Genomic DNA, 23,833 nt, shown 5'->3' on the forward strand with positions numbered 1-23,833 from the left:
GTACTCGCACTCCGACACCTGACTCGAGGGATTCACCGTGACCACGCACACCGCCCACCCGTCCGCCACCGACCCTGCCGCGGCAGCCACGGTCCTGCCTGCCCCGTGCAGCCCCATGAGACCCGCGCCGACGGCGGCGGTGCTCGAGGCGGGGACGACCCGCATCGAGCTCTCGGTGGCCGGTGACGTGCGTGCCATCACCCGCGGGGAGTCGATGCTGGTCAACCAGTACGTGCCGAGCGAGCACGACGCCATGGTGGGCGGGGTGTTCCTGCGCCGCCACGGCCTGGACGCCTCGGGCGCCCGCGTCGTCGAGGGCGCGCCGCTCGTCGGCGGACGCGCGGCCGGCACCTTCGCCGCGAGTCCGGCCGGCGCACGCTGGTCGGGTCAAGTGCTCGGGGCCAGCTACGCGGTGACCCTCACCCTCGATCCGAGCGGTGAGCTGTGGGTGTGGCGGATCGACCTCAAGGCCGCGGAGCCCGAGTCGGCAGGCACCGTCTACGATGTCGTCTTCGCCCAGGACCTGGCCCTGGCCCCCGTCGCGACGGCCGTCAACAACGAGCCCTACGTGAGCCAGTACATCGTGCACCACGTGCTCGACGACGCCCGGGCCGGGTCCGTCGTCGCCAGCCGGCAGACCATGGCGACCGCGCCCGTGCTGCCGCTCGCGGTGACCGCTCTTGTCGAGGGCGCCCGCGCGCACCTCACCGACGGGTTCTCCTTCTACGGCCTCGACGCGAAGGCCGACGGCCGCGCCCATGGCCTCGACGTGCCCGACTGGGACTCGCTCGTCTACCAGTACGAGTTCGCCCTCCCGGTCCTGCTCGGACCCGAGGTCGACCTCACCGCCCCGCGCACGGTGCACGCGGTGACGGCCGTCGTCGTGGACTACCGCGGCGAGCTCGGCGACGCCCTCGACGCCGTGCCCGGGCTGCTCGACCGCGCGGTCGCGCTCGCCGCCAGCGTGCCCGACGCCGCGCCGTCCGCCTTTGAGGCCGCCGCGCCCCACGCGTCGTCGCGCTCCCTGCTCGTGTCAGCTCCGCTGCTCTCCGGCCGCGACCTCTCCGACGCCGAGCTCACCGCCCTCGGGGCCGCGTCGGCGCACTCCGACGCGTCGTCCTGGGTCCTCCAGCCCGAGCGCGACCCTGCCGGGCGCCTGCTGTCCTTCTTCACCCCGGACGCCACGCACGTCGTCAGTCGCGCCAAGGAGCTCGCGGTCGAGCGGCCGCACGGGCACGTCCTCAAGGCCGGCTCCGACGTCGCACCCAACGACAACATCCTCTCCGCGACCGCCTATGCCTACGGGGTCTTCGCCTCGCACGTCGTCGTCGGCAACACGACCTCGAACCGCTTCGTCTCCGTCCAGCGAAACCACCTCAACCTGTTGCGCTCCTCGGGGGTGCGCGCCCTCGTGCGCGCCGGTGACCGGTGGCAGCTGCTCGGCGTGCCCTCCGCCCTCCTCCTCGACCTCGGCGGCGTCCGCTGGGTCTACGCGACCGAGCACGGTCGCATCGAGGTGCGCACGACGGCGAGCCACGACGGCCGCGCCATCGAGGTTCGTATCGACTCCGAGCGCCCGCTCGACGTCATCCTCACGGCAGACATCGAGCTCGGCGAGCAGTCCTGGACCGCGACCCGAGCTCTCGACGGCCGCGCCCTCGTCTACGCCGCGGACGTCGGGACCGACGTCGCCGAGCACTGCCCCGATCTCGTCTACGTGCTGGCCAGCGCGGCCGGGCGGCTCGGCGACGACGCGGCGCTCTTCGCCGACGGGCGGTCCCGCGGCACGGGCCTGACCACGGTGGCCTTCGAGGCGACGACGTCGGCCTCGCTCGTGCTCACCGGCGACCTCGACGGCGCGGTGAGCGCCTTGTCCCTCGCCGAGGGCGTGCTCACCAGCCCGCTCGACGTCGACGCCGAGCTTGCTGCGCACCGCGGCTACATCGCGGACTACACGCGCAACCTGCGGGTCGAGGGCGAGGGCCGCCTCGCCGAGGTCAACCTCCTGCTGCCGTGGTTCACGCAGAACGCGCTCGTGCACTTCCTCGTGCCGCACGGCCTCGAGCAGTACTCCGGTGCGGCCTGGGGCACGCGCGACGTCTGCCAGGGCCCGCTCGAGCTCAACCTCGCCTTCGGCCACTTCGACGCGGCGGGCGACATCGTCCGCCGGGTGTTCGCCCACCAGCTCCCCGACGGCACCCTGCCGCAGTGGTTCATGTTCGACGCCTACCGCGAGCGGTACTCCGACGAGGCCCACGGCGACGTCGTCGTCTGGCCCCTCATGGCGCTCGGGGAGTACCTGTCGGCGACCGGCGACACGACGATCCTCGACGTCGAGGTGCCGTTCTGGGACGGCGAGCTGCGCCGCCCAGGCACCCGCACGGCGCCCATCGCCGACCACGTGCGTGCCTCCCTGGACTACATCCGCAGCCACCGCGCCCCCGGGACCGAGCTGCTCTCCTACGGTGAGGGCGACTGGGACGACACCCTCCAGCCCGCCCAGGCCTCGATGAGCCGCGAGATGGCCTCCGCCTGGACCGTGGCCCTGCTGTTCCAGGCGGCGAGCACCCTCGACGCCCAGCTGCGCGGGACTGCGCACGACGCGCTCGCAGCCGAGCTCGCGGCCGAGGCGGGGACGATCGCGGCCGAGTTCACCGACCGCCTCGTGATCGACGAGGTGCTCGCCGGCTACGTCGTCTTCGCCCCCGAGGGCCCGTGGCCCGTGCTGCACCCGAGCGACGACCGGACCGGGTTGTCCTACCGGCTCATCCCGATGACCCGATCGATCATCGCCGGGCTGTTCACCCCCGAGCAGGCGCTGCACCACGAGAGCCTCGTCGAGGAGCACCTGCACTTCCCCGACGGCGTGCGCCTCATGGACCGGCCCGCACCCTTCCACGACGGGCAGACGCGGTTCTTCCGGCGCGGGGAGCAAGCGGCGAACTTCGGCCGCGAGGTCGGGCTCATGTACACCCACGCCCACATCCGCTACACCCAGGCCCTCGCCACGCTGGGCCGCGAACGGCTCGTCACCGAGCTGCTGCGGATCAGCCCGGTCGGCCAGTTCGAGCGGCTGAGCACGAGCCTGCCGCGCCAGCGCAACTGCTACTACTCCTCCTCCGACGCGGCCTTCACCGACCGCTACGACGCAGCCGCGAACTTCGACCGGCTGCGGGACGGCTCGGTCGGGGTCAAGGGCGGATGGCGCGTGTACTCGAGCGGCCCGGGCATCTACCTGCGCCAGCTCGTGCAGAGTGCGCTCGGCCTCGTCGAGCAGGCCGGCGGGGTGGTCATTGACCCGGTCCTCGCCCTCGAGGACGACGGCCTGACGATCGGCATCGACCTCGCCGGGGCGCACCGCACGGTGCGCTTCCACATCGAGCCGGGTAGTGCCGGGGTCCGCGTGGAGGCCGACGGCAGGCTGCTGACCGGTGTCGAGACGACGGCGCACTACCGACGCGGCGGGCTCTGGGTTGCGGCGTCGGACCTCACCGGGGTCGGTGTCCTGGACGTCCACGTCGGCGTAGACCGCAGCACGCTCCTTGCCCCCCACTGAGAGGCCGCTGGTGCGAGAGCGGTGCCACGTGCGCGCTCTGCCCGCCGCGCAGGAGGTTAAGGTGATGCCCGACGAAGGGTTGAGGGATGCCAGCCAGACGCGTGACCGCCCGGGACGTAGCCAGGCATGCCGGGGTGTCGCAGAGCACTGTGAGCTACGTGCTCAACGACACCCCGAACCAGACGTTCCCGGAGACCACGCGTGCCAAGGTGCGGCAGGCCGCGAGGGAGCTGGGGTACACGCCGTCGGCGGCAGCGCGGGCTCTGCGTCGGGGAACGAGCGAGTCAGTCCTCATCGTCCTGCCCGACGCGCCCGTGGGTGAGAACTTCGCGCGGGTGATCGAGTCCATCACCGAGGTCGTCGAGCCGCACGGCTACAGCGTCGTCTACCGGCGGCAGAAGGATGCCCGCTCGCTCTCGTCGCTGTGGCACGAGCTCATGCCGGCCGCGATCGCCAACCTCGCCGCCTTCACCATCGAAGAGCGAGAAAAGATCGAGCAGGCCGGCATCCCCGTCGTCGCCTCGAGTCTTGACATCGGCGACCCGCAAGCGCTCAGCGTCCCCCAGATGCTTGTGGGTCGGATGCACGTGAAGCACCTCGTCGAGCGTGGTCACACGCGGATCGCGTTCGCCGCCTCGGCCGACCCCATGGTCGGGGAGTTCCTGACCCGCCGACTGGAGGGAGTACGTGCCGAGTGCGAGGAACGAGGGCTGCCCGCCCCCATCGTCGTCGCCGTCCCGCTGGACGAGGACGCTGCAGCACGGGCGGTCAGCGAGCTCGTCGAGGGGCCCGATCCGGTCACCGCCGTCTCCGCCTACAACGATGAGGTCGCGTTCGCGATCCTCGCGGGCATGCGCTGCCACGGCCTCTGTGCCCCAGACGACCTCGCCGTGATCGGCGTCGACAACATCTCCTTGGCGCAGTTCGCTGTCCCTCCGCTGACCACGGTTGACATCCACGCGGACGCCATCGGCCGCAGGGTGGGTCGACTGCTCCTGGGGCGCCTGAAACCAGAGCTCGCTCTCGCTATGGCGGAGACGCCCGAGGTGCCCGTAGACCTTGTGCTTCGCCGCAGCACCTGAGCCGTCCTGCCCGGTCCTGAGCCGTCCTGATCGGCCGCTGTCGGCTGCGCCGAATCTCCTTCTGATAACGACCCTTGTCGCGACGAACATCACGCTGTACGATCGCTGATACGTCACACTGATACGTCACAGTAACTCGATGGCTCAGAACCGTTCTCCGGTTGCGTGGCACGAAGACACCCTGGTCCCCGGGGCCACATCAAAGGAGATGACCATGCGACGAAGCATGACTGCGTTCGGAGTAGCCGGTGTGCTGCTCCTCGCCACCGCGTGCGGCGGCGGAAGCGACGATGCCGCTGGCAGCTCGGGTGGCGGAGGGACAGCATCACTCGTCCTCGCCCAGTCGGGCATCCCCATCTCGTTCGACGTCCAGGGCTACGCGTCCGGGCAGCAGACCCAGTACTTCACGGCCGTGTTCGACACGCTTCTCCGTCAGGACGGAGCCGGCGAGATCGTCCCCGGCGTCGCGTCCGAGTGGTCCTATGACGACACCCGCACGGTCCTTACCCTCACGCTCAACGAGGGCATCACCTTCACCGACGGTGTCGCGCTCGACGCTGACGCGGTCGTGGCGAACATCGAGCACTTCCGCTCGTCGAGCACTCCCGACCTGTCCAACGCCGTCTTCGTCTCCGCCGTCACGGCCGTCGACCCGACGCACGTCCAGATCACGCTGTCCCAGCCGGACCCGATGATGCTCAACTGGCTCACTCAGCCGCTCGGCTACATGTCCTCACCCGACTCGTGGGACAACCCCGACGTCGCGACCAACCCCGTGGGGAGCGGCCCGTACATCCTCGACACCAAGTCGACCGTCGTCGGCTCCACGTACGAGTTCGACAAGAACCCTGACTACTGGGACAACTCGTTCGAGCTCTACGACTCCCTCAGCATGAACTACTACGCCGACCAGTCCGCTCTGCTCAACGCCCTGCAGGGCGGCCAGGTGGACGCGGCCTCGTTCAGCAACTTCTCCTCGCTCGCGCAGGTGGAGTCCGCCGGGTACGACGTCAACACCGCGCAGCTCGACTGGGAAGGGCTGATGCTGCTCGACCGCGACGGTGCCATCGCACCGGAGCTGGCCGATGTCCGGGTCCGGCAGGCGATCAACTACGCGATCGACAAGGAAGGCATCCTCTCCGCGATCCTCCTCGACCACGGCACTGCGACGAGTCAGATCTTCGGTCCCGCCACGGACGGTTACGTCGAGGACCTCGATGACGCATACGTCTACGACCCGGACAAGGCTCGCGACCTGCTCGCAGCGGCCGGGTACTCCGACGGCATCAAGCTGAGCATGCCCAGCGCCGCGGCACTCGACAGCAGCTTGCTGACCCAGATCCAGCAGCAGCTGGCCGACGTCGGCATCACGGTGACCTACACCGATGTCGGCACCAACCTCATCTCGGACATCATGGGCGCCAAGTACCCCGCCACCTGGTTCCGGCTCGCGTCGGCAAGCGACTGGCAGACGGCGACGTTCGCCATCACGCCTGACGCACTGTTCAACTCCTTCGCGACGACGGTCCCCGAGGTGACGGAGCTTCTCACGACGATGCAGACAGGCTCTGAGGACGAGGCGGCCACCGCAGCCGAGGACCTCAACCGCTACATCGTGGAGGAGGCGTGGTTCGCGCCCTTCTACTTCGTCGACAACATCTACGTCAGCAAGCCGACGGTCGACGTGACGATGGCCGCCGACATGGTCGTCCCGTACATCTACCTCATCCAGCCCGCCGCCTGACTCGGCACGGGGGCAGGCCAGCAGGCCTGCCCCCTCAGCGCTCGGAGGAGCTCTCATGGTCACCTTCCTCGCCCGACGTCTGCTGACCGGCATCGCCATGCTCCTGGTCATCAGTGCCCTGGCATTCATCCTTCTGTACCTGACCGGCACGGACATCGCCCGCAGCCTGCTCGGTGACAACGCCTCCGCGGAGGCCGTCGCCCTCCGCGCCTCCCAGCTCGGCCTGAACGATCCGCTCCTGTCGCGCTACGCCGACTGGCTCGGGGGCGCCCTCCACGGCGACCTCGGCACGTCGTGGTTCGGTGGGGCGCCCGTGGTCGACGTGCTCGGCTCCCGGTTGGGGGTCACGCTCTCCCTCGTCGTGATCTCCACGCTCATCTCGGCTGTGGTCGCCACCGTGCTTGGTGTCTGGGCGGCCGTGCGGCGGGGATGGGTCGACCGCATGGTCCAATTTGTCTCTCTCGGGGGTGCAGCTGTCCCTAACTACCTCATCGCCCTCGGCCTGGTGACCCTCTTCGCCATCAACCTCGGATGGTTCGCGCCCACCGGGTACACCCGGCCCGAAGACTCCATCGGCAAGTGGGCGGCCTCGATCACCCTGCCCGTCCTGGCACTCACGATCGGCTGCATCGCCGGCACCGCCCAACAGGTCCGGTCCGCCATGATCGACGCGCTGCGCCAGGACTACGTCCGCACGCTCCGCAGCCGCGGGCTCTCCCATCGCAGCGTCGTCTACAAGCACGTGCTGCGCAACGCGGCCGGCCCCGGGCTGTCGGTTCTCGCCCTGCAGTTCGTCGGCCTCCTCGGCGGCGCTGTGATCATCGAGCAGATGTTCGCGGTCCCTGGCCTCGGCTCGCTCTCAGTCTCCAGCACCATCCAGGGTGACATCCCGGTGATCATGGGCGTCGTCATGGTGGTGGCGGTCATCGTCATCGCCGTCAACCTGCTCATCGACATCGCCCATGGCTGGCTCAACCCGAAGGCGCGTGTCTCATGAGCGACCTGACTACCACGCTCCCGGCCGACACCCGGTCCGCGGACGCGTCCCTCGCCAAGCGGCTGCTGCGTGACCCGCTCGGTCTTGTCTCGCTCGTCTTCCTCGTGGTCGTCGTGCTGGCGGCCGTGCTCGCGCCCCTGCTCACCCAGCACGACCCCACGGTCGCCGTGCTGGGAGACGTGCTCGCCGACCCCGGCGACGGCCACCTCCTCGGCGGGGACAGCGCAGGTCGCGATGTCTTCGCGCGGCTGCTCTACGGCAGCCGTTTCAGTCTCCTCGGCGCCGCCCTCGCGCTTGGCGTGGCCGTCGTCATCGGTGGTCTGAGCGGACTGGTCGCCGGCTATTTCGGGCGATGGTTCGACACCTTGTCGTCTGGAGCTGCCGCCGTCCTCATGGCACTGCCCGGCATGGTCGTGCTGCTTGCGGCACGGTCCGTCGTCGGCACCTCGGCGTGGTGGGCGATGGCCATCTTCGGCATCCTCCTGTCGGCCTCGGTCTTCCGTCTCGTGCGCCAGACGGTCCAGTCCGTCCGCAACGAGCTCTACGTCGACGCCGCGCGGGTCGCCGGACTGTCCGACCTGCGGATCATCTTCCGTCACGTGCTGCGCGTCGTCCGAGCGCCCATCATCATCCAGGCCGGGTTCATCGCGTCCGTGGCCATCGCGATCCAGGCAGGCCTGGAGTTTCTCGGCCTCGGCGACATGTCGATCCCCACGTGGGGCAGCATGCTCAACGACGGGTTCGCCCGCATCTACCAGCAACCCCTGCTCATCCTGTGGCCAAGCCTGATGATCGCGCTCGTGTGCCTGGCACTGACCCTCGTGGCCAACTCGCTCCGGGACGCGTTGGAAAGCACCTCGAGCCCGCGTCGAGCGGTCGCTCCAACGTCCCCCGACGGCGCATCCGGCGACGCGACCGCGTCGGCAACGAATCACGCGGCGGACGACGCCGGGACGCTGCTGCGTGTCGAGGGTCTCCGCGTCGGGTACGCGATGCCGGACGGCTCCACCAAGGAGATCGTCCACGGCATCGACCTCGAGGTGCGCCGCGGCGAGGTCGTCGGGCTGATCGGCGAGTCCGGGTCGGGCAAGACCCAGTCCGCCTTCGCCATCATGAAGCTCCTCCCAGAGGGTGGCGGCATCCTCGGGGGGCGCGTGCTGTGGAAGGGACATGACCTGGCCCGGCTCTCGGAGCGGGACATGACGAGGATCCGAGGCAAGGAGATCGCGTACGTCCCGCAGGAACCAATGAGCAACCTCGACCCGTCGTTCACCATCGGCGCCCAGCTGGTCGAGCCGATGCGGGTCCACCTCGGGCTGAGCCGGGCCCAGGCCCGCACCCGGGCCGTCGAGCTGCTCCGCCGGGTGGGCATCAACCAACCGGAACGCGTGTTCCGCGCCTACCCGCACGAGGTGTCCGGCGGGATGGCGCAGCGTGTGCTCATCGCCGGAGCCATCAGCTGCGAGCCGGAGCTGCTCGTCGCGGACGAGCCCACGACCGCGCTCGACGTCACCGTCCAGGCCGACATCCTCGACCTCCTGCGTAGCCTCCAAGACGACTTCGACATGGGGATCCTGCTCGTCACGCACAACTTCGGCGTGGTCGCAGACCTCTGCGACAGGGTCGCGGTCATGCGGGAGGGCGACATCGTCGAGCGTGGGTCGACCCGGGACATCTTCGTCCACCACGAGCACCCGTACACGACCCAGCTGTTCGACGCGATCCTCACGCCGGAGAACACCCGGCAGCCCTACCGGGCGCCGGACCAACCGACGACCCCCCACACAGAGGTGAGCACGTCATGACCGAGCCGCTCCTGCAGATACGCGACGTCGTCGTGGAGTACCCGAGCAAGGGCTTCCGGACGAAGCCGTTCCGGGCGCTCAAGGGCGTCAGCCTGGACATCCGGCCTGGTGAGTGCGTCGGCCTCGTCGGTGAGTCTGGTTCCGGGAAGACGACGCTCGGCCGGGCCGTGCTCGGACTCGCCCCGGTCACCGGCGGGTCCATCCGGTTCGACGGGCGCGAGCTCACCGCGATGAGCTCCCGCGAGCGTCGGGGTATGGGCAGCGACATCCAGGTCGTGTTCCAGGACCCGTACACCTCTCTCAACCCGTCGATGACGATCGGCGACATCCTCGCCGAGCCTCTCACCGCCCGCGACGTGGGCCGCAAGGCCGCGCAGGCACGTGTCGCGGAGCTGCTCGAGCAGGTGCGCCTGCCGACCGACTCCGTCCGCAGGCTCCCCCGGGAGTTCAGCGGTGGGCAGCGCCAGCGCGTCGCGATCGCGCGGGCGCTCGCCCTGGACCCCCGGCTGATCATCTGCGACGAGCCCGTGTCCGCGCTGGACCTGTCGACCCAGGCGCGTGTCCTGGACCTCTTTGTCGAGATCCAGGAGCGGACCGGCGTGGCGTACCTCTTTGTCACGCACGACCTCGAGGTGGTGCGGCACGTGAGCCACCGGGTGGCCGTCATGTACCAGGGAGAGATCGTCGAGCGCGGCGAGACCGCGGACGTCACCTCTGCCCCGGAGCACCCGTACACCCAGCGCCTGTGGATGGCGTCACCCGTCCCGGACCCGGTCGCTCAGGAGAGACGGCGCGCCGAGCGCCAGCGCCTCCTGGCGGTGCAGGCCGAGCAGGACCAGCAGGCAGGTGCAGTCGCCTGAGAAACCGCCAACGGCGATCCACTGCCCCGATATCGAACACATCTCCTTCCCGCTCCCGAAAGGCTTGACCATGCCCGAGGACCTCTCTCCCCGCCCGACGACGCCCGACGAGCTCTCGCTCACCTCGACCCGGCTCACCGAGCTGCTGGGCCAGCTGACGCTCGAGGAGAAGGTGCACCTTCTCACCGGGTGCGACTTCTGGACCACGTGGCCCATGGAGAAGATCGGGCTCCGCCGGCTGCTCGTCTCCGACGGGCCCTCCGGGGTGCGCGGTGAGGTGTGGGACGAGCGGTCGCCCTCGCTCAACCTGCCGTCGGCGTCAGCGCTCTCCTCGTCATGGGACACCACGATCGCGCGCAGGTACGGCAACATCTCGGCGCAGGAGGCCCGCCGCAAGGGGGTCGACGTCATCCTCGGACCGACCATCAACCTGCACCGCTCGCCGCTCGGCGGACGCCACTTCGAGGCATTCAGCGAGGACCCGGTGCTCACCGCCGACCTGGCCGCGGCCTACGTGGAGGGCGTGCAGGAGAAGGGCGTCGGTGCGACCCCCAAGCACTACATCGCCAACGACTACGAGACCGACCGCTTCACGGCGAGCACCGCGGTCTCCGAGCGAGCCCTGCGAGAGCTCTACCTGCTCGCGTTCGAGAAGCCGGTCGTCGACGCGGGGGCCTGGCTCGTGATGTCGTCCTACAACGCGGTCAACGGTGTCACCCTGACCGAGCACGAGCTCTTGCGGACCCCGCTGAAGGACGAGTGGGGTTTCGACGGCGTCGTCATCAGCGACTGGACTGGAGTCCGCAGCGTCGAGTCCGCCGCCGCCGCCCAAGACCTGGTCATGCCGGGGCCGGACGGTCCCTGGGGGCACGCCCTCGTCGAGGCCGTCCGTGACGGCAGCGTTGCGGAGTCAGCCGTCGACGAGAAGGTGCTGCGGATGCTCCTGCTCGCGGCGCGTGTCGGGGCGCTCAAGGGCTTCGAGCCGGCAGGGCACGCCGACGCCGAGCCCATGGACGGGATCGCGTTTGCCCGCGAGGCCGCGACCGAGGGCACCGTTCTGCTTGCCAACGGCGGGATCCTGCCGCTGGACCCGGCCGCACTCACCCGCGTCGCGGTCATCGGGCACAACGCCCGCCAGGCGCGGACCCAGGGTGGAGGCTCTGCCACCGTGCTCCCCGAGGCGGTCGTAACCCCCCTCGAGGGCTTGCGATCCGCGCTGCCGGGTGTGGACGTGACCTACGCGCTCGGGGCCGTGGTCCAGCAGGGCATCGCCGAGCTGCAGCTCGCGCAGGTGATGAATCCTGCGACGGCGCAGAACGGGATGCTCGTGCGCTTCCTCGACGCCGCCGGCGAGGAGCTGTTCCGCGAGGACCGGTTGGCCACCTCGCTCGTCTACTTCGGGGGAGATGCACCGATCGCCTCCGCGAGCACCGTGGAGCTCTCGCTCACGTGGACGCCCGACGTCACGGGTGAGGTGCTCCTCGGCTTCTCCGCCGTGGGGAACGGGCGCATCGTCGTGGACGGCGCGCTGGTGCTCGAAGACAGTGCCGCGGCCGTCGGCATGGACCTCGGGGCGAGCTTCCTCTCCCCGCCTTCCGTCTCGGCGCCGATCTCCGTCACCGACGGCCAGCCTGTCGACGTCCGCGTCGAGTTCGACCTCGACTCACGCGACTCGGCGCTCGCGGGCGTCTTCTCCATCACGCTGGGCCTTGAGCCGGACACCAGCTCGCCTGACGCGCTCCTCTCGGAAGCCGTCGCTGCTGCCTCGGCGGCCGACGTCGCCGTCGTCGTCGTCGGCACGAACTCGCAGGTCGAGTCGGAGGGCTTCGACCGGACGGACCTCTCGCTCCCCGGCCTTCAGGACGAGCTCGTACGGGCCGTGATCGCCACGGGTACCCCGACGGTCGTCGTCGTGAACTCGGGCTCGCCGGTGCTGATGCCCTGGCGCGAGGACGTCGCGGCCGTGGTGCTGGCGTACTTCGGCGGGCAGGAGATGGGCAACGCGCTGGCTGACGTCCTGCTCGGCCTGGCTGAGCCCGGCGGGCGCCTCCCCACCACCTGGCCGAAGACGCTGGCCGATGTCCCGGTGCTGAACGTCACCCCCGTCGACGGCGTCGTCGCATACGACGAAGGCGTGCACATCGGCTATCGCGCGTGGCTCAAGGCTGGGACCGAGCCTGCCTACCCGTTCGGCCACGGGCTCGGGTACACCACGTGGGAGCTCGCCGACCTCTTGGTCGAGGGTGGGCTGACCCCCGAGTCCGGACCCACGGCCCACCTGTCGGTGACCAACACCGGTGCCCGGGCCGGCAAGCAGGTCGTGCAGGTGTACCTCTCGCGGTCCGAGACCGCCGTCGACCGTCCGGTGCGCTGGCTCGTCGCGCACACGACGGTGCGCGCGGCAGCGGGCGAGACCGTGTCGGTGTCGGTTCCGGTGCAGGCCCGCGCGGGCGCCCACTGGCAGGACGGTGCGTGGCGCTATGAGCCCGGCATGTTCCGCGTCGAGGTGGGGACGTCCGTCGCGGACCTGCCCCTGCACGCCGACGTGGCGCTCACGCTCGACCACGTCGTGTAGTCCCGCACGCTGCCGCACCGACAGAGGAGAGACACATGAGCATCGCCCAGCACAAGACCCCGTCCGCCGTGGCGGGCACCCCCACCGTCCCCACGCGGTGGGTCGTGACGACCGAGTCCGACCCCTGGCAGTCCCGGAAGGCCCCGACGCCGGGACCGATGACGGCGATGCCGGACATCTTCGTCGAGACCGGGTCGCCCGCACAGACGATCGAGGGTTTTGGGGCATCGTTCAACGAGCTCGGGTGGACCGCGCTGCAAGCGCTCGACGCCGAGCAGCGCGCAGAGATCTTTGACGAACTCTTCTCGCCGGGGGTCGGTGCGAACCTGACGCTATGCCGCATGCCCATCGGGGCGAACGACTTCTCCCTGGACTGGTACTCCTATGACGAGGTGGCCGGCGACGTCGGCCTTGAGCACTTCGGGATCGAGAACGACCTCGACACGCTCGTCCCGTTCATCCGTGCGGCCCAGGAGCGCCAGCCCAGCCTGCGCCTGTGGGCCTCCCCATGGAGCCCGCCGACCTGGATGAAGACCAACGGGCACTACGCCGGCGCGATGCCGATCCCCGGAATGCAAGATATCCAGAACGGCCTGGAGCCTCATCAGGTCGGGCGCGAGGGGACGGACATGTTCCGCAGGGAGGAGCCGTACCTCAGTGCGTACGCCGCGTACTTCGGCCGGTTCGTCGACGCGTACCGCGAGCTGGGCATCCCGGTCGAGATGGTCATGCCCCAGAACGAGTTCAACTCGCCTCAGGTGTTCCCGAGCTGCACGTGGACGCCGGAGGGACTCGCCCTGTTCATCGCCCGCCTCGGACCCGAGATGGAGCGGCGCGGAGTGGCAGTCTTCCTCGGGACCCTGGAACGTGGCGACGACAGCCTCGTCCAGCGCGTCCTCGACGATCCCGCAGCCGCCCGGCACGTACGCGGCGTCGGGATCCAGTGGGCGGGCAAGCGTGCCCTGCCGTACGTGCACCGTGACAACCCGGACCTGACGATCTACCAGACCGAGCAGGAGTGCGGAGACGGACTCAACGACTGGCGGTACTGCCGCTACGCGTGGACCCTGATGAAGCAGTTCCTCACGACCGGCGCCAGCGCCTACATGTACTGGAACATCGCGCTCGAGCGCGGCGGGCTCAGCCGGTGGGGCTGGGCGCAGAACTCCTTTGTCACGGTCGACACAGCCGCGGCGACGTATACGTTCAACCACGAGTACTACCTCATGAAGCACGTCAGCCACTTCCTCCAGGCGGGCGCCCGCGCCCTCCCGACGTCGAGCTACACGGGATTCGAGAACCAGGTCGCGTTCAGTAACCCGGACGGCACGGTCGTCGTCGTCATCCAGAACGACACGCACACTGACCGGGCCGTCCGCATCCTCGTCGACGGGCAGGTCTTCACTCCCACCTTGCCGGCCGACTCCTTCAGCACCCTCGTCCTCCCCTCGGCACCTGCCGAGCGCTGACGACCAGCACCCCCATCGACGATCGGAGACACCTCGTGGCAGGTACGTCCTTCAACGACAGCTGGTCCTACCGAGCCCCCCTGGGACCGTTCGCGGCGGCCAACGGCGAGGGCAGCAACCTCACGCCCGTGCGGCTGCCGCACGACGCCTTGCGCGACGCCGAGCGGAACCCTGCGGCGCCCTCGAAGGGCGGTGGAGCGTACTACCCGGCCGGTGCGTACTCGTACCTCAAGACCTTCGACGTCCCCGCGGGCTGGGCCGGCAAGATTGTTCGCCTGGAGGTGCAGGGCGCGTACCGCCACGCGATGGTGTTCCTCAACGACGAGTACGCGGGCAACCGCGCCGACGGCTACGCCCGCTTCTTCGTGGACCTCACGCCCTACCTGCGGTTCGGCGCCGAGAACACGGTGCGCATCGAGGCGCGCTCAGGGGAGGACTCTCGCTGGTACTCCGGTGCGGGTCTCCACCGACCCGTCGTGCTGCACGTCGACGAGCCCGTGCACGTCGTCCCGGACGGGGTGCGTGTCACGACCGTCCGCGTGGAGGACGACCAAGCCGTCATCGAGGTCGCCACCACCGTCGCCAACCGCGGGCTGACGACCGCCTCCCTCACCGTCACGACCGACGTCTCCGACGCCACCGGCGCACGCGTCGAAGGGGATGCCACACCGCTGACCCTCGCCCCTGGTCGGACCGGCGTCGTCCGGCACCGTCTCTATGTGGCGGACGCCGCCCTGTGGAGCGTCGACTCGCCGTCGCTCTACACGGCACGCACCAGCCTCGGGCACCCGGCCGAGGACGTGGTGACCACCTTCGGTGTCCGCACGGTGACCGTCGATCCCCGCAAGGGGCTGCGGATCAACGGGGAGGCCGTGCTGCTTCGTGGTGCGTGCATCCACAGCGACAACGGACCGCTCGGTGCCGCGTCGATCGCCCGCGCCGAGGAACGCCGCATCACACTCCTCAAGGAGGCAGGCTTCAACGCGATCCGCTCTGCCCACAACCCCGCCTCGCCGTCGATGCTCGATGCATGCGACCGGCTCGGCATGCTCGTCATGGACGAGGCCTTCGACATGTGGACCCGCGGCAAGACCCCGTACGACTACGCGCTCGACTTCCCGCAGTGGTGGGCGGCCGACCTGGAGTCGATGGTCGCCAAGGACTACAACCACCCCAGCGTCATCCTCTACTCGATCGGCAACGAGATCGTCGAGGTCGGCACCCCGCACGGGGCCGCCCAGGCCCGGGACATGGCCGAGCACATCCGTGGGCTCGACCCCACGCGCCCGATCACCAACGGGATCAACGCAGCTCTGGCCGTCATGGACGAGCTCGCCGAGATCCTCGAGGCCGACCAGGGGCTCAACGAGATGATGAGCGACATGGGCGAGGGCATGAGCGCCATCGGTTCGTCCGAGGCGGTCACACGGCGCACGGCCGAGTCGAGCTCCGTGCTGGACGTCCTCGGTCTCAACTACGCCGACGGTCGCTACGCGCAGGACGCGGAGCTGTTCCCGCACCGCGTGCTCGTCGGCTCCGAGACGTTCCCGTCGCAGATCGGCAGCCTGTGGCCCAAGGTCCTCGCTCACCCGAACGTTATCGGCGACTTCACCTGGACGGGCTGGGACTACCTCGGCGAGGTCGGCATCGGTGCCACCGCGTACCTGGAAGACCCCGACGCCGTGGCCTCCCTAGAACGCGAGTACCCCTACCTCACGGCGTGGTGCGGGGACCTCGACATCACCGGCTGGCGCCGGCCGATGTCCTACTACCGCGAGATCGTCTTCGGACTGCGCACCCAGCCCGCGATCGCCGTCGTCCGCCCCGAGCGCCACGGCCACACGGTGACCATGCAGTCCCCCTGGGCGTGGAGCGACTCCGTGTCGTCCTGGACGTGGCCGGGCTACGAGGGCGCGCCCGTGACGGTCGAGGTCGCGGCCGACGCGGACGAGGTGGCTCTGTTCCTCGACGGGACCGAGGTGGCCCGGGGACCCGTCGGCGCCGCACGGCCGATGCTCGTGACCTTCGAGACCGTGTACCGCCCCGGTGAGCTCACCGCGGTCGCCTACCGGGCAGGCGCCGAGACCGGTCGCGCCTCGCTCGTGTCGGCACAAGGCCCGACGGCGCTCGTCGTGAACGCCGACCGTGCCACCCTGTGGGCCGGCGACACCGACCTCGCCTACGTCGCGATCGAGCTGCGGGACGCTGCAGGCATCCTCGTGACCGGTGCCGACGTGACCGTGGCCGTCGACGTCACCGGCGTCGGGACGCTCGCCGGGCTCGGGAGCGGCAACCCCACGACAACCGAACGGTTTGACGCTGTGACCCGCACGACGTTCGACGGACGGGCGCTCGCGGTCGTGCGCCCCACCGGCGAGGGACTGATCGAGGTGACGGTCACCGCGGAGGGCCTGGGGGCGGCGGTCGTCCTGCTGGAGGTCGTGCGGCCCTGAGCAGTGCGTCCGACAGACAACCAGAACTCATCCACGAAAGGCATGGAATGTCACTCCACATCGACCCCACCGCGACGATCGGTCGCGTCAATCCTGCCCTCCACGGGCAGTTCATCGAGTTCCTCGGCTCGTGCATCGACGACGGGATCTGGGTGGGTACCGACTCCACGGTCCCTCACACGGGAGGTGTGCGCCAGGGAGTCCTGGACGCGCTCGTCGAGCTCCAGCCACCCGTGCTGCGCTGGCCCGGCGGCTGCTACGCGGACACGTATCGCTGGCGGGACGGGATCGGTGACCCGGCCCAGCGGCCGACGACGTACAACGAGACGTTCGGGACGAGCGAGCTCGACGATCACGCGTTCGGCACCGACGAGTACCTGCGACTGTGCGAGACGATCGGCGCCGAGCCGTGGATCAACGTCAACATGATGAGCGGCAGCGTCGCCGAGATGCGCGACTGGATGGAGTACTGCAACCGCGACTCCGGGACAGACCTCTCGACGCTCCGCGCCCAGAACGGGCACGCGGACCCCTATGGCGTGCGCCTGTGGGGCATCGGCAACGAGGCCTGGGCCGGCGGCGGCATGATGACCCCGACGAGCTATCTCGACGAGTACCGGCGCTACGCCGCTGCGCTCCCGCGCTTCACCGCGAGCGTGCTCGATGCCCCGGCGGCGTACCCCATCGCCAGCGGACCGGACGGCAACAAGCCGCTCGAGCGGGTTGCGTGGACACGTGACTTCTTCCGGGCTCTCGCGTCCTTCCGTCAGCCGCCGATCTCCGGGTACGACCTGCACTTCTACAACTGGAACATCGACCACGAGAACGACTCCCCGACCCGCTTCGACGAGGAAGGCTGGGACCGTGTCATCCAGTCGAGCCTCGAGCTCGAGAAGGTCATCCACGAACAGTGGCAGCTCATGCAGGAGGGGCTCGCGCTCGTTCCTGAGCCAGAGTCCAGCCTCGACACGAAGCTGGCCCACGTCGACCTCATCGTCGGGGAGTGGGGCAACTGGCACCGTGACGCGTTCTATGCCCGCCCAGCGCTCTACCAGCAGGTGACCATGCGTGATGCGATCACGACCGCGCTCACCCTCGACATCCTCCAGCGCAACTGCGACAAGGTGTCGATGGCGTGCAACGCCCAGACGGTCAACGTGCTCAACTCGCTCATCCTCACGGAGGGGGAGTCGACGATCCTCACCCCCAACTTCGACGTGTTCATGATGTACAAGGCACACCGAGGCGCCATGGCGCTCACCGTCGACCCCGTCGATGCGGTGAGCGGTGCGCACGCCTTCGCCTCGGTGACGCAGGACGGCATCCTCGTCAACCTCACGAACGTCCACATGACTGACGACGTCGAGGTCGAGCTGACCTTCCCGTCACCCGTACGCCTCGAGTCCATCGAGACCCTCCGGTCCGACGAGCCGACACGGTTCAACTCGGTCGAGCATCCCGACGCGGTCCGCCGGTCGACGACACGTCTGCAGACCGGCGACACGCTCTCCCACGTCGTGCGCCTGCCGGCTGGGTCCGTGAACGTCGTGCAGGTCCGGACTGCGTGACTTCCCGGCATCTGCGGGGCACCGCTTCCGGGGTGGGCGAGAATGGGTCGTCAGATGATGGCTGGAGAAGCGGGAAGGGTCACTGATGTCTCAACGACGACCGGGACAACCGGGACCTCGTCGCACCGATCGTTTCCACCGACAGGTCCCTGCGGAGCAGCCGCCCCACGTCGTCGAGACACCGCACCTGACCCGGTATGTCACCGACGGGCGTCCCGCGCGCGAGCCGGAGGGGACGTCGGTGGCCGAGGCGCTGCGCTTTTGCCAGGGCGACGCGAACCGGATGGCCATGTTCTTCTACCCGGCGCCCACACGCTCGGGAATCGCGGAGCTCGCCGATGCCTGGGATCTGCACCCTCTTCTTCTCGAAGACCTGCTGAATGCCGGTCAGCGTCCCAAGCTCGAGCGCTACGGAGACGTCCTTTTCCTGGTAGCGCGCTCGGCGCGATACATCGACGAGGCGGAGGAGGTCGAGTTCGCAGAGTTCCATGTCCTCGTCCGCCCGGGCGCCGTGGCTGTCCTGTGCCAGGACAAGCGGTGGATCGACGGAACCGACGGGAGCGACTTCGACGATGAACAGAAGGCTTCGGTCGATCGACGAGAACGCACGTTGCTCGCGGACGAGAGCCTCTTGAAGCTCGGGCCGGAGGCGGTGGTCTACCGGCTCCTCGACGCGATCGTCGACGGTTATGGTCCGGTCCTGCAGGGGCTGGCTATCGACAAGGAACAGATCGAGAGGCAGGTCTTCAGCGGAGACGCGGCTGCTGCGGAGCGGATCTACCGACTCAGCCAGGAAGTCATCGATATGCAGCATGCTGTCTCGTCGTTGACCGACGTCCTCGACGCGCTGCGGGCGGGATTCGACAAGTACGAGATTCCAGGCGAGCTCCGGACGTACCTGGACGACGTCTCCGACCATCTCACCCGAGCCGCTTCTCGGACGTCCGAGCTCCGCGACGCGCTCTCCCAGATATTGAACGTGAACTCCACGTTGGTGGCTCAGCGCCAGAACGAAGACATGAAGAAGATCTCCGGGTGGGCAGCGATCCTCTTCGCCCCTACGCTGATAGCCGCCATCTACGGGATGAACTTCGACGTGATGCCCGAGCTGCACTGGGCGTTCGGCTATCCGATGGCGATCGCCCTGATGGTCGCTTTCGCCGCACTGCTCTACGTGATCTTCAAACGGAGCCGGTGGATGTAGGAACGGCACCTCCGCGCCTCGACCACGGTGGCTTCCTACAGGTGTGGCAGGACCAGGGCGGTATAGCGCTCGGCGACCGTCCGGATGACCGTGTCCCCTGCGGTGTCCCAGATCTGCTGGTTGAAGATCTCCACCTCGATGTCGCCGGTGTACCCGGCGGTGGTGACCCAGCGTGTGATGGTCGGGAAGTCGATGTAGCCGTCGCCCATGTACCCGCGGGAGAGCAACGGGTCCGCGGCGAGCGGCAGGATCCAGTCGCACACCTGGTAGGACGCCAGGCGTCCCTCCGCTCCAGCCCGCTTGATGAGCGACTCCAGAGCGGGGTCCCACCACACGTGATACGTGTCCACCACGACGCCGACGACGTCCCCCGGGTGCGGGGCTGCCAGGTCGAGGGCTTGTCCGAGCGTGGAGATCACGGCGCGGTCTGCGGCGAAGATCGGGTGCAGCGCCTCAAGAACGATGCGTACGCCGTGCTCGGCGGCGAACGGGACGAGGTCGGCGATGCGGTCGGCGACCCGCGCGCGGGTGGCCACCAGGTCCTTGGCCGCGTCACGCTCGGCGGTCGCGTCGGCCGAGTACCTGCGGGCCGGCAGCCCCGGCCCCGGGTTCGCGTCCAGCCCCCCGACGACAAACACCAGCTCGGAAGTCCCCACGGTCGCGGCCTCGACGATCGCGGCCTTGTTGTCGGCCAAGGCCGAGGCGATCCCGGCCGGGTCGGAGGCGGTGAGGAATCCGCCGCGGCACAGCGAGGAGACGCGCAGCCCGGCGTCGGCCACGATCTTGGCCGCCTTGTCCGCACCGACCTCCTGGACCCGGTCGCGCCACAGCCCGACGGCACCGTACCCGGCGCGGGCCGCGCCGTCGACGGCCTCGGCGAGGGTGAGGAGCTTGGTCGTCGCGGTGTTCAGGGACAGGCGGGACAGGTCGGGTGCGCCGGAGGTCATCGTCGAGTCCGTTCGGTGGTCGGGGTCCTGGCGTCTCGCCAGGGGCGGCACCGCCGCGAGGGCCGACGACGCACATCAGCGCCCGAGGAAGGCGCTTTCCGTTGAGCATAGGACCGCCGTGACGGGCACGTCAACAAGTTGCGACCCGTTCGCTCCTCGGGAGGGAAAGCGCTTGCCCAACGCTTCGGATTCTGGGACGATGGCGGGCAGCACACGGCGCGCTCGCGCCGTCGGACAGGCCCGCATCGCCGGGCGCACCCAGAAGGATGGCAACGATGCCCAAGGTCGCACTCGTCACCGGTGGAAACCGCGGAATCGGGCTGGGTATCACGCGCCGGCTGCTCGCCGACGGCTACGCTGTCGCGATCCTGGCCACCCGCCCCGAGCCCACGGAGCTCCTCGACGAGCTCCGCGCAGGCGGGCCGGACGGCGGCCCGGCCGAGGTCCTCTACGTCCAGGGCTCGGTCGCCGAGCTGGCCGACCACGACCGCTTCGTCGCCGCAGCCCTGGAGGCCTGGGGGCGCATCGACCTGCTCGTCAACAACGCCGGCGTCGCGCCGTCGGTCCGCGCGGACCTCCTCGAGGCCGGCGCAGAGAGCTTCGACCGCGTCCTGGGCATCAACCTGCGCGGCCCGTACTTCCTCACCCAACGCGTCGCCAACGCGATGATCGATCTGCGCGGGGAGCGCAGCGACGCGACCGGCGACGAGAGCCCCGTCGGCACCATCATCAACGTCTCCTCGATCTCGGCGACGGCCGTCTCGACCAACCGCGGCGAGTACTGCGTGTCCAAGGCCGGGGTGTCCATGGGTACCCAGCTCTTCGCCGTGCGCCTGGCCCCCGAGGGGATCGTCGTCTACGAGGTGCGCCCCGGCGTCATCGCGACCGACATGACCGCCGCCGTCACCGAGAAGTACGACACGATGTTCGCCGACGGGCTCGCCCCCAACCCCCGCTGGGGCCGCCCCTCCGACGTCGCCGGCGCCGTCGCGATCCTCGCCTCGGGGCAGACGCCGTACTCGACCGGCGAGGTCTTCCACGTCGACGGCGGCATGCACATCCCGCGCCTGTAGCCCAGCGCACTCGTCCCACCACCCTCGCCTCAGGAGAACCTCCCATGTCCGACCAGACCCACTCGCCCCAGCCCGCGGGAGACCACTCGGTCAACGCGAGCTACGACCTTGAGACTGTGCGGATCGCCGGCTTCGACGTGCCCGTGGTGTCGGCGAACACGGTCATCGTGGGGACCGGCTCGGCCGGCTTCTGCGCCGCGGACCGGCTGTGGGAGTTCGGCCAGGAGGACATCGTCATGGTGGCCGACAAGGTCAACGCGGGGTCCTCGCGCAATGCTGGCTCGGACAAGCAGACGTACTACAAGATGACGCTGTCAGGCGGGGACGGTGACTCCGTCCGGGAGATGGCCCAGACCCTCTTCTCCGGCGGGGCGATGGACGGCGACAACGCGCTGTGCGAGGCGGCGCTGTCCGCCCGGGGCTTCCTGCGCCTGTGCGAGCTCGGCGTGCCCTTCCCGCAGAACCGCTTCGGGGAGTTCGTCGGCTACAAGACCGACCACGACCCGCGCCGCCGGGCGACCTCGGTGGGGCCGTACACCTCGCGCTCGATGGTCGAGCAGCTCGAGAAGAAGGTGCACCGCAACGGCACCCGGATCTATGACCGGTGCCGCGTCGTCGACGTCCTCACCCGCGACATCCCGGCCGGCGCCGGCCGGACCGCCGCCGACCTCGCCGACCTCGCCGGCGCCGCTGCGCCCGCCGAACCCCAGCGCGAGGTGGTGGGGCTGCTCTGCCTGCGCACCGACGTCGTGCACGACGGCGCGCAGAGCCCCTACGTGCTCTTCCGCGCGACCAACCTCGTCTACGCGACCGGCGGACCGGCCGGGATGTACGCGACGTCGGTGTTCCCCAACGGGCAGTGGGGCGCCTCGGGGGCCGCCTACCGCGCCGGGGTGCACGGCAAGAACCTCACCGAGTGGCAGTTCGGGCTCGCCTCGACCAAACCGCGGTGGAACGTGTCGGGCACGTACATGCAGGTCATGCCGCGTTTCGTGTCGACCGACGCCGATGGCGGTGATGAGCGGGAGTTCCTTACCGAGACGATCCCCGACTATGGCCGCCAGCTGTCGATGGTCTTCCTCAAGGGCTATCAGTGGCCCTTCGACATCCGCAAGGCCCTCGACGGCTCCTCGCTCATCGACCTGCTCGTCTACCAGGAGACGGTGCTGCGCGGGCGCAAGGTCTACCTCGACTTCACCCGCAACCCGATGCAGCACAAGCTCGATCCGACGAAGATCTCGCCCGAGGCGCGCGCGTACCTGGCCAAGGGTGGCGCGCTCTTCGGCACGCCCATCGAGCGGCTCAAGCACATGAATCTGCCCTCCTACGAGCTCTATCTCGGCAAGAATCCCTACGTCGACCTCGCCACGGACTGGCTCGAGGTGGACGTGTGCGCCCAGCACAACAACGGCGGGCTCGTCGTGGATGCCTGGTGGGAGTCCAACCTCGCCGGTTTCTTCCCGGTGGGCGAGGCCGGCGGCGCGCACGGCATCTACCGCCCCGGCGGCGCGGCGCTCAACTCTGGGCAGGTCGGGGCGACCCGCGCCGCCCAGCTCATCGCGGCGCGGCGCACCCGGGCGCCGCTCGACCTGGCGCCCTTCGCCGAGATCGCCGGGCCGCTCGTGGAGTCCGCCGTCGCCCTCGTCGCCGGCGCCGCCGCACGGGTGGTCGCCGGTGCGCCCGACAACACCGGGGACCTGCTGCGCGCAGCCAGCTCGCTCATGAGCGAGAAGGCCGGCCCGGTGCGCTCGGCCGAGTCGATCACGCAGGCGCTCGCCCAGGTCACGCGGTGGCTGGCGACGTACGACTCGCTCGTGGCCGCCGATCCCACGAGCCGCCGCTCGGTCGATCGGACCTTCCTCGTCCGCGACATCATGACCACGCAGTACGTGTACCTCTCCGCGATGGCCGACTACGTCGCGCACGGGGGCCGCAGTCGGGGGTCCGTGCTGTACACCGATGCCGCGGGGAGCCTGCCGCAGGTGGGCTTCGGTGACGCGCCGGCGGCCGAGCTCGACCTGCCGGAGATCTTCCGTTTCGCCCTGGACAGCGGCGCGCTGGACGACGTCGTGCAGGAGGCCGCGTGGGCGGGTGGCGGCGAGGCGGTGCGCGGCGGGGAGGCGCGCGGCGGCGTCGGGCCCGGCGATGGCGACGCCGCAGGCGAGTGCAGCTTCACCTGGCGCCCGGTACGCCCGATCCCCGAAGACGACGACTTCTTCGAGAACGTCTGGCGCACCTACCGAGAGAACCAGAACATCTTCTGACCCGCCTGGCAGGCTTGCCGGCAACATACGGGGCGTGCTCTTGACTACGGAACGTGCTGTTGAACGCACGCCCCGTAGTCAAGAGCACGCCCCGTACCGGGTCGACGGGGGTGGCCTTGACCTCCGCGGCGCGGGCGAGCGAGGGTCGACGGGCGGAGGGGGAGCCCGGTCGCACCCAGGTGTTGTCCACGTCACAGGTCGGGGAGTCCTTAAGGCCTACGCCCCGACACGTCCAT

Annotated in this window: 14 protein-coding genes; 13 read left to right on the forward strand and 1 reads right to left on the reverse strand. The window is 69.6% G+C overall.

Features of this window, described 5'->3' with window-relative positions; all coding sequences use genetic code 11:
• Window positions 1-37 precede the first annotated feature (37 nt).
• The 11 genes from BLQ50_RS15120 (at window position 38) to BLQ50_RS15170 (ending at window position 19,313) form a co-directional block, all read left to right on the forward strand.
• The gene (locus BLQ50_RS15120; protein WP_139185848.1) at window positions 38-3,556 is read left to right on the forward strand and encodes a hypothetical protein; all 3,519 of its coding nucleotides are present in this window, start codon (window positions 38-40) and stop codon (window positions 3,554-3,556) included.
• Between the two features lie 86 nt (window positions 3,557-3,642).
• Window positions 3,643-4,638 (forward strand): LacI family DNA-binding transcriptional regulator, encoded by a 996-nt coding sequence (locus BLQ50_RS15125; RefSeq protein WP_093185389.1) that lies wholly within the window; start codon window positions 3,643-3,645, stop codon window positions 4,636-4,638.
• Between the two features lie 226 nt (window positions 4,639-4,864).
• Window positions 4,865-6,382 carry an ABC transporter substrate-binding protein gene (locus tag BLQ50_RS15130; RefSeq protein ID WP_175559151.1) on the forward strand — a complete coding sequence of 506 codons (1,518 nt, stop codon included), beginning with the start codon at window positions 4,865-4,867 and terminating at the stop codon, window positions 6,380-6,382.
• 55 nt (window positions 6,383-6,437) lie between these two features.
• On the forward strand, window positions 6,438-7,379 hold the full coding sequence (locus tag BLQ50_RS15135; protein ID WP_093185395.1) for an ABC transporter permease: 942 nt from the start codon (window positions 6,438-6,440) through the stop codon (window positions 7,377-7,379).
• A complete protein-coding gene (locus BLQ50_RS15140) occupies window positions 7,376-9,184 on the forward strand; it encodes a dipeptide/oligopeptide/nickel ABC transporter permease/ATP-binding protein (RefSeq protein WP_093185398.1) in 1,809 nt (602 codons plus the stop codon). Before BLQ50_RS15135 ends, BLQ50_RS15140 begins: the two co-directional genes overlap by 4 nt.
• Window positions 9,181-10,044, forward strand: a complete 864-nt coding sequence (locus BLQ50_RS15145; RefSeq protein ID WP_093185401.1) for an ABC transporter ATP-binding protein — start codon at window positions 9,181-9,183, stop codon at window positions 10,042-10,044. The genes BLQ50_RS15140 and BLQ50_RS15145 overlap by 4 nt, the downstream gene beginning before the upstream one ends.
• 70 nt (window positions 10,045-10,114) lie before the next feature.
• On the forward strand, window positions 10,115-12,619 hold the full coding sequence (locus BLQ50_RS15150; RefSeq protein ID WP_093185404.1) for a beta-glucosidase: 2,505 nt from the start codon (window positions 10,115-10,117) through the stop codon (window positions 12,617-12,619).
• A gap of 35 nt (window positions 12,620-12,654) precedes the next feature.
• Window positions 12,655-14,088 (forward strand): glycoside hydrolase family 30 protein, encoded by a 1,434-nt coding sequence (locus tag BLQ50_RS15155; RefSeq protein WP_093185406.1) that lies wholly within the window; start codon window positions 12,655-12,657, stop codon window positions 14,086-14,088.
• A gap of 35 nt (window positions 14,089-14,123) precedes the next feature.
• On the forward strand, window positions 14,124-16,541 hold the full coding sequence (locus tag BLQ50_RS15160; protein WP_093185409.1) for a glycoside hydrolase family 2 TIM barrel-domain containing protein: 2,418 nt from the start codon (window positions 14,124-14,126) through the stop codon (window positions 16,539-16,541).
• A gap of 47 nt (window positions 16,542-16,588) precedes the next feature.
• Complete coding sequence (locus tag BLQ50_RS15165) at window positions 16,589-18,109, forward strand: alpha-N-arabinofuranosidase (protein ID WP_093185411.1); 1,521 nt, start codon at window positions 16,589-16,591, stop codon at window positions 18,107-18,109.
• Between the two features lie 85 nt (window positions 18,110-18,194).
• Entirely contained in the window at window positions 18,195-19,313 is a 1,119-nt protein-coding gene (locus BLQ50_RS15170) for a magnesium and cobalt transport protein CorA (protein WP_093185414.1), read from the forward strand.
• Window positions 19,314-19,348: 35 nt separating this feature from the next.
• Here BLQ50_RS15170 and BLQ50_RS15175 read toward each other — a convergent pair whose 3' ends face one another.
• Window positions 19,349-20,260, reverse strand: coding sequence for a sugar phosphate isomerase/epimerase family protein (locus BLQ50_RS15175; RefSeq protein ID WP_093185417.1), 912 nt, complete (start codon window positions 20,258-20,260; stop codon window positions 19,349-19,351).
• 275 nt (window positions 20,261-20,535) lie between these two features.
• Between BLQ50_RS15175 and BLQ50_RS15180 the strand changes: the two genes are divergently transcribed.
• Both BLQ50_RS15180 and BLQ50_RS15185 read left to right on the forward strand, forming a co-directional pair.
• Window positions 20,536-21,333 carry a 3-ketoacyl-ACP reductase gene (locus BLQ50_RS15180; protein ID WP_093185419.1) on the forward strand — a complete coding sequence of 266 codons (798 nt, stop codon included), beginning with the start codon at window positions 20,536-20,538 and terminating at the stop codon, window positions 21,331-21,333.
• 44 nt (window positions 21,334-21,377) lie between these two features.
• Window positions 21,378-23,597 (forward strand): FAD-binding protein, encoded by a 2,220-nt coding sequence (locus BLQ50_RS15185; protein WP_093185422.1) that lies wholly within the window; start codon window positions 21,378-21,380, stop codon window positions 23,595-23,597.
• The last annotated feature ends 236 nt before the right edge of the window (window positions 23,598-23,833 follow it).

The sequence above is a fragment of the Sanguibacter gelidistatuariae genome (assembly GCF_900096585.1).
In the GTDB taxonomy this organism is placed as follows: domain Bacteria; phylum Actinomycetota; class Actinomycetes; order Actinomycetales; family Cellulomonadaceae; genus Sanguibacter; species Sanguibacter gelidistatuariae.

Excerpts from the sequence above, each read along its gene's own strand:
- BLQ50_RS15185 (WP_093185422.1), top strand. The coding sequence starts at position 21,378 with ATGTCCGACCAGACCCACTCGCCCCAGCCCGCGGGAGACCACTCGGTC.
- BLQ50_RS15130 (WP_175559151.1), top strand. The coding sequence starts at position 4,865 with ATGACTGCGTTCGGAGTAGCCGGTGTGCTGCTCCTCGCCACCGCGTGC.
- BLQ50_RS15125 (WP_093185389.1), top strand. The coding sequence starts at position 3,643 with ATGCCAGCCAGACGCGTGACCGCCCGGGACGTAGCCAGGCATGCCGGG.
- BLQ50_RS15165 (WP_093185411.1), top strand. The coding sequence starts at position 16,589 with ATGTCACTCCACATCGACCCCACCGCGACGATCGGTCGCGTCAATCCT.
- BLQ50_RS15180 (WP_093185419.1), top strand. The coding sequence starts at position 20,536 with ATGCCCAAGGTCGCACTCGTCACCGGTGGAAACCGCGGAATCGGGCTG.
- BLQ50_RS15155 (WP_093185406.1), top strand. The coding sequence starts at position 12,655 with ATGAGCATCGCCCAGCACAAGACCCCGTCCGCCGTGGCGGGCACCCCC.
- BLQ50_RS15140 (WP_093185398.1), top strand. The coding sequence starts at position 7,376 with ATGAGCGACCTGACTACCACGCTCCCGGCCGACACCCGGTCCGCGGAC.
- BLQ50_RS15145 (WP_093185401.1), top strand. The coding sequence starts at position 9,181 with ATGACCGAGCCGCTCCTGCAGATACGCGACGTCGTCGTGGAGTACCCG.
- BLQ50_RS15170 (WP_093185414.1), top strand. The coding sequence starts at position 18,195 with ATGTCTCAACGACGACCGGGACAACCGGGACCTCGTCGCACCGATCGT.
- BLQ50_RS15175 (WP_093185417.1), bottom strand. The coding sequence starts at position 20,260 with ATGACCTCCGGCGCACCCGACCTGTCCCGCCTGTCCCTGAACACCGCG.
- BLQ50_RS15150 (WP_093185404.1), top strand. The coding sequence starts at position 10,115 with ATGCCCGAGGACCTCTCTCCCCGCCCGACGACGCCCGACGAGCTCTCG.
- BLQ50_RS15135 (WP_093185395.1), top strand. The coding sequence starts at position 6,438 with ATGGTCACCTTCCTCGCCCGACGTCTGCTGACCGGCATCGCCATGCTC.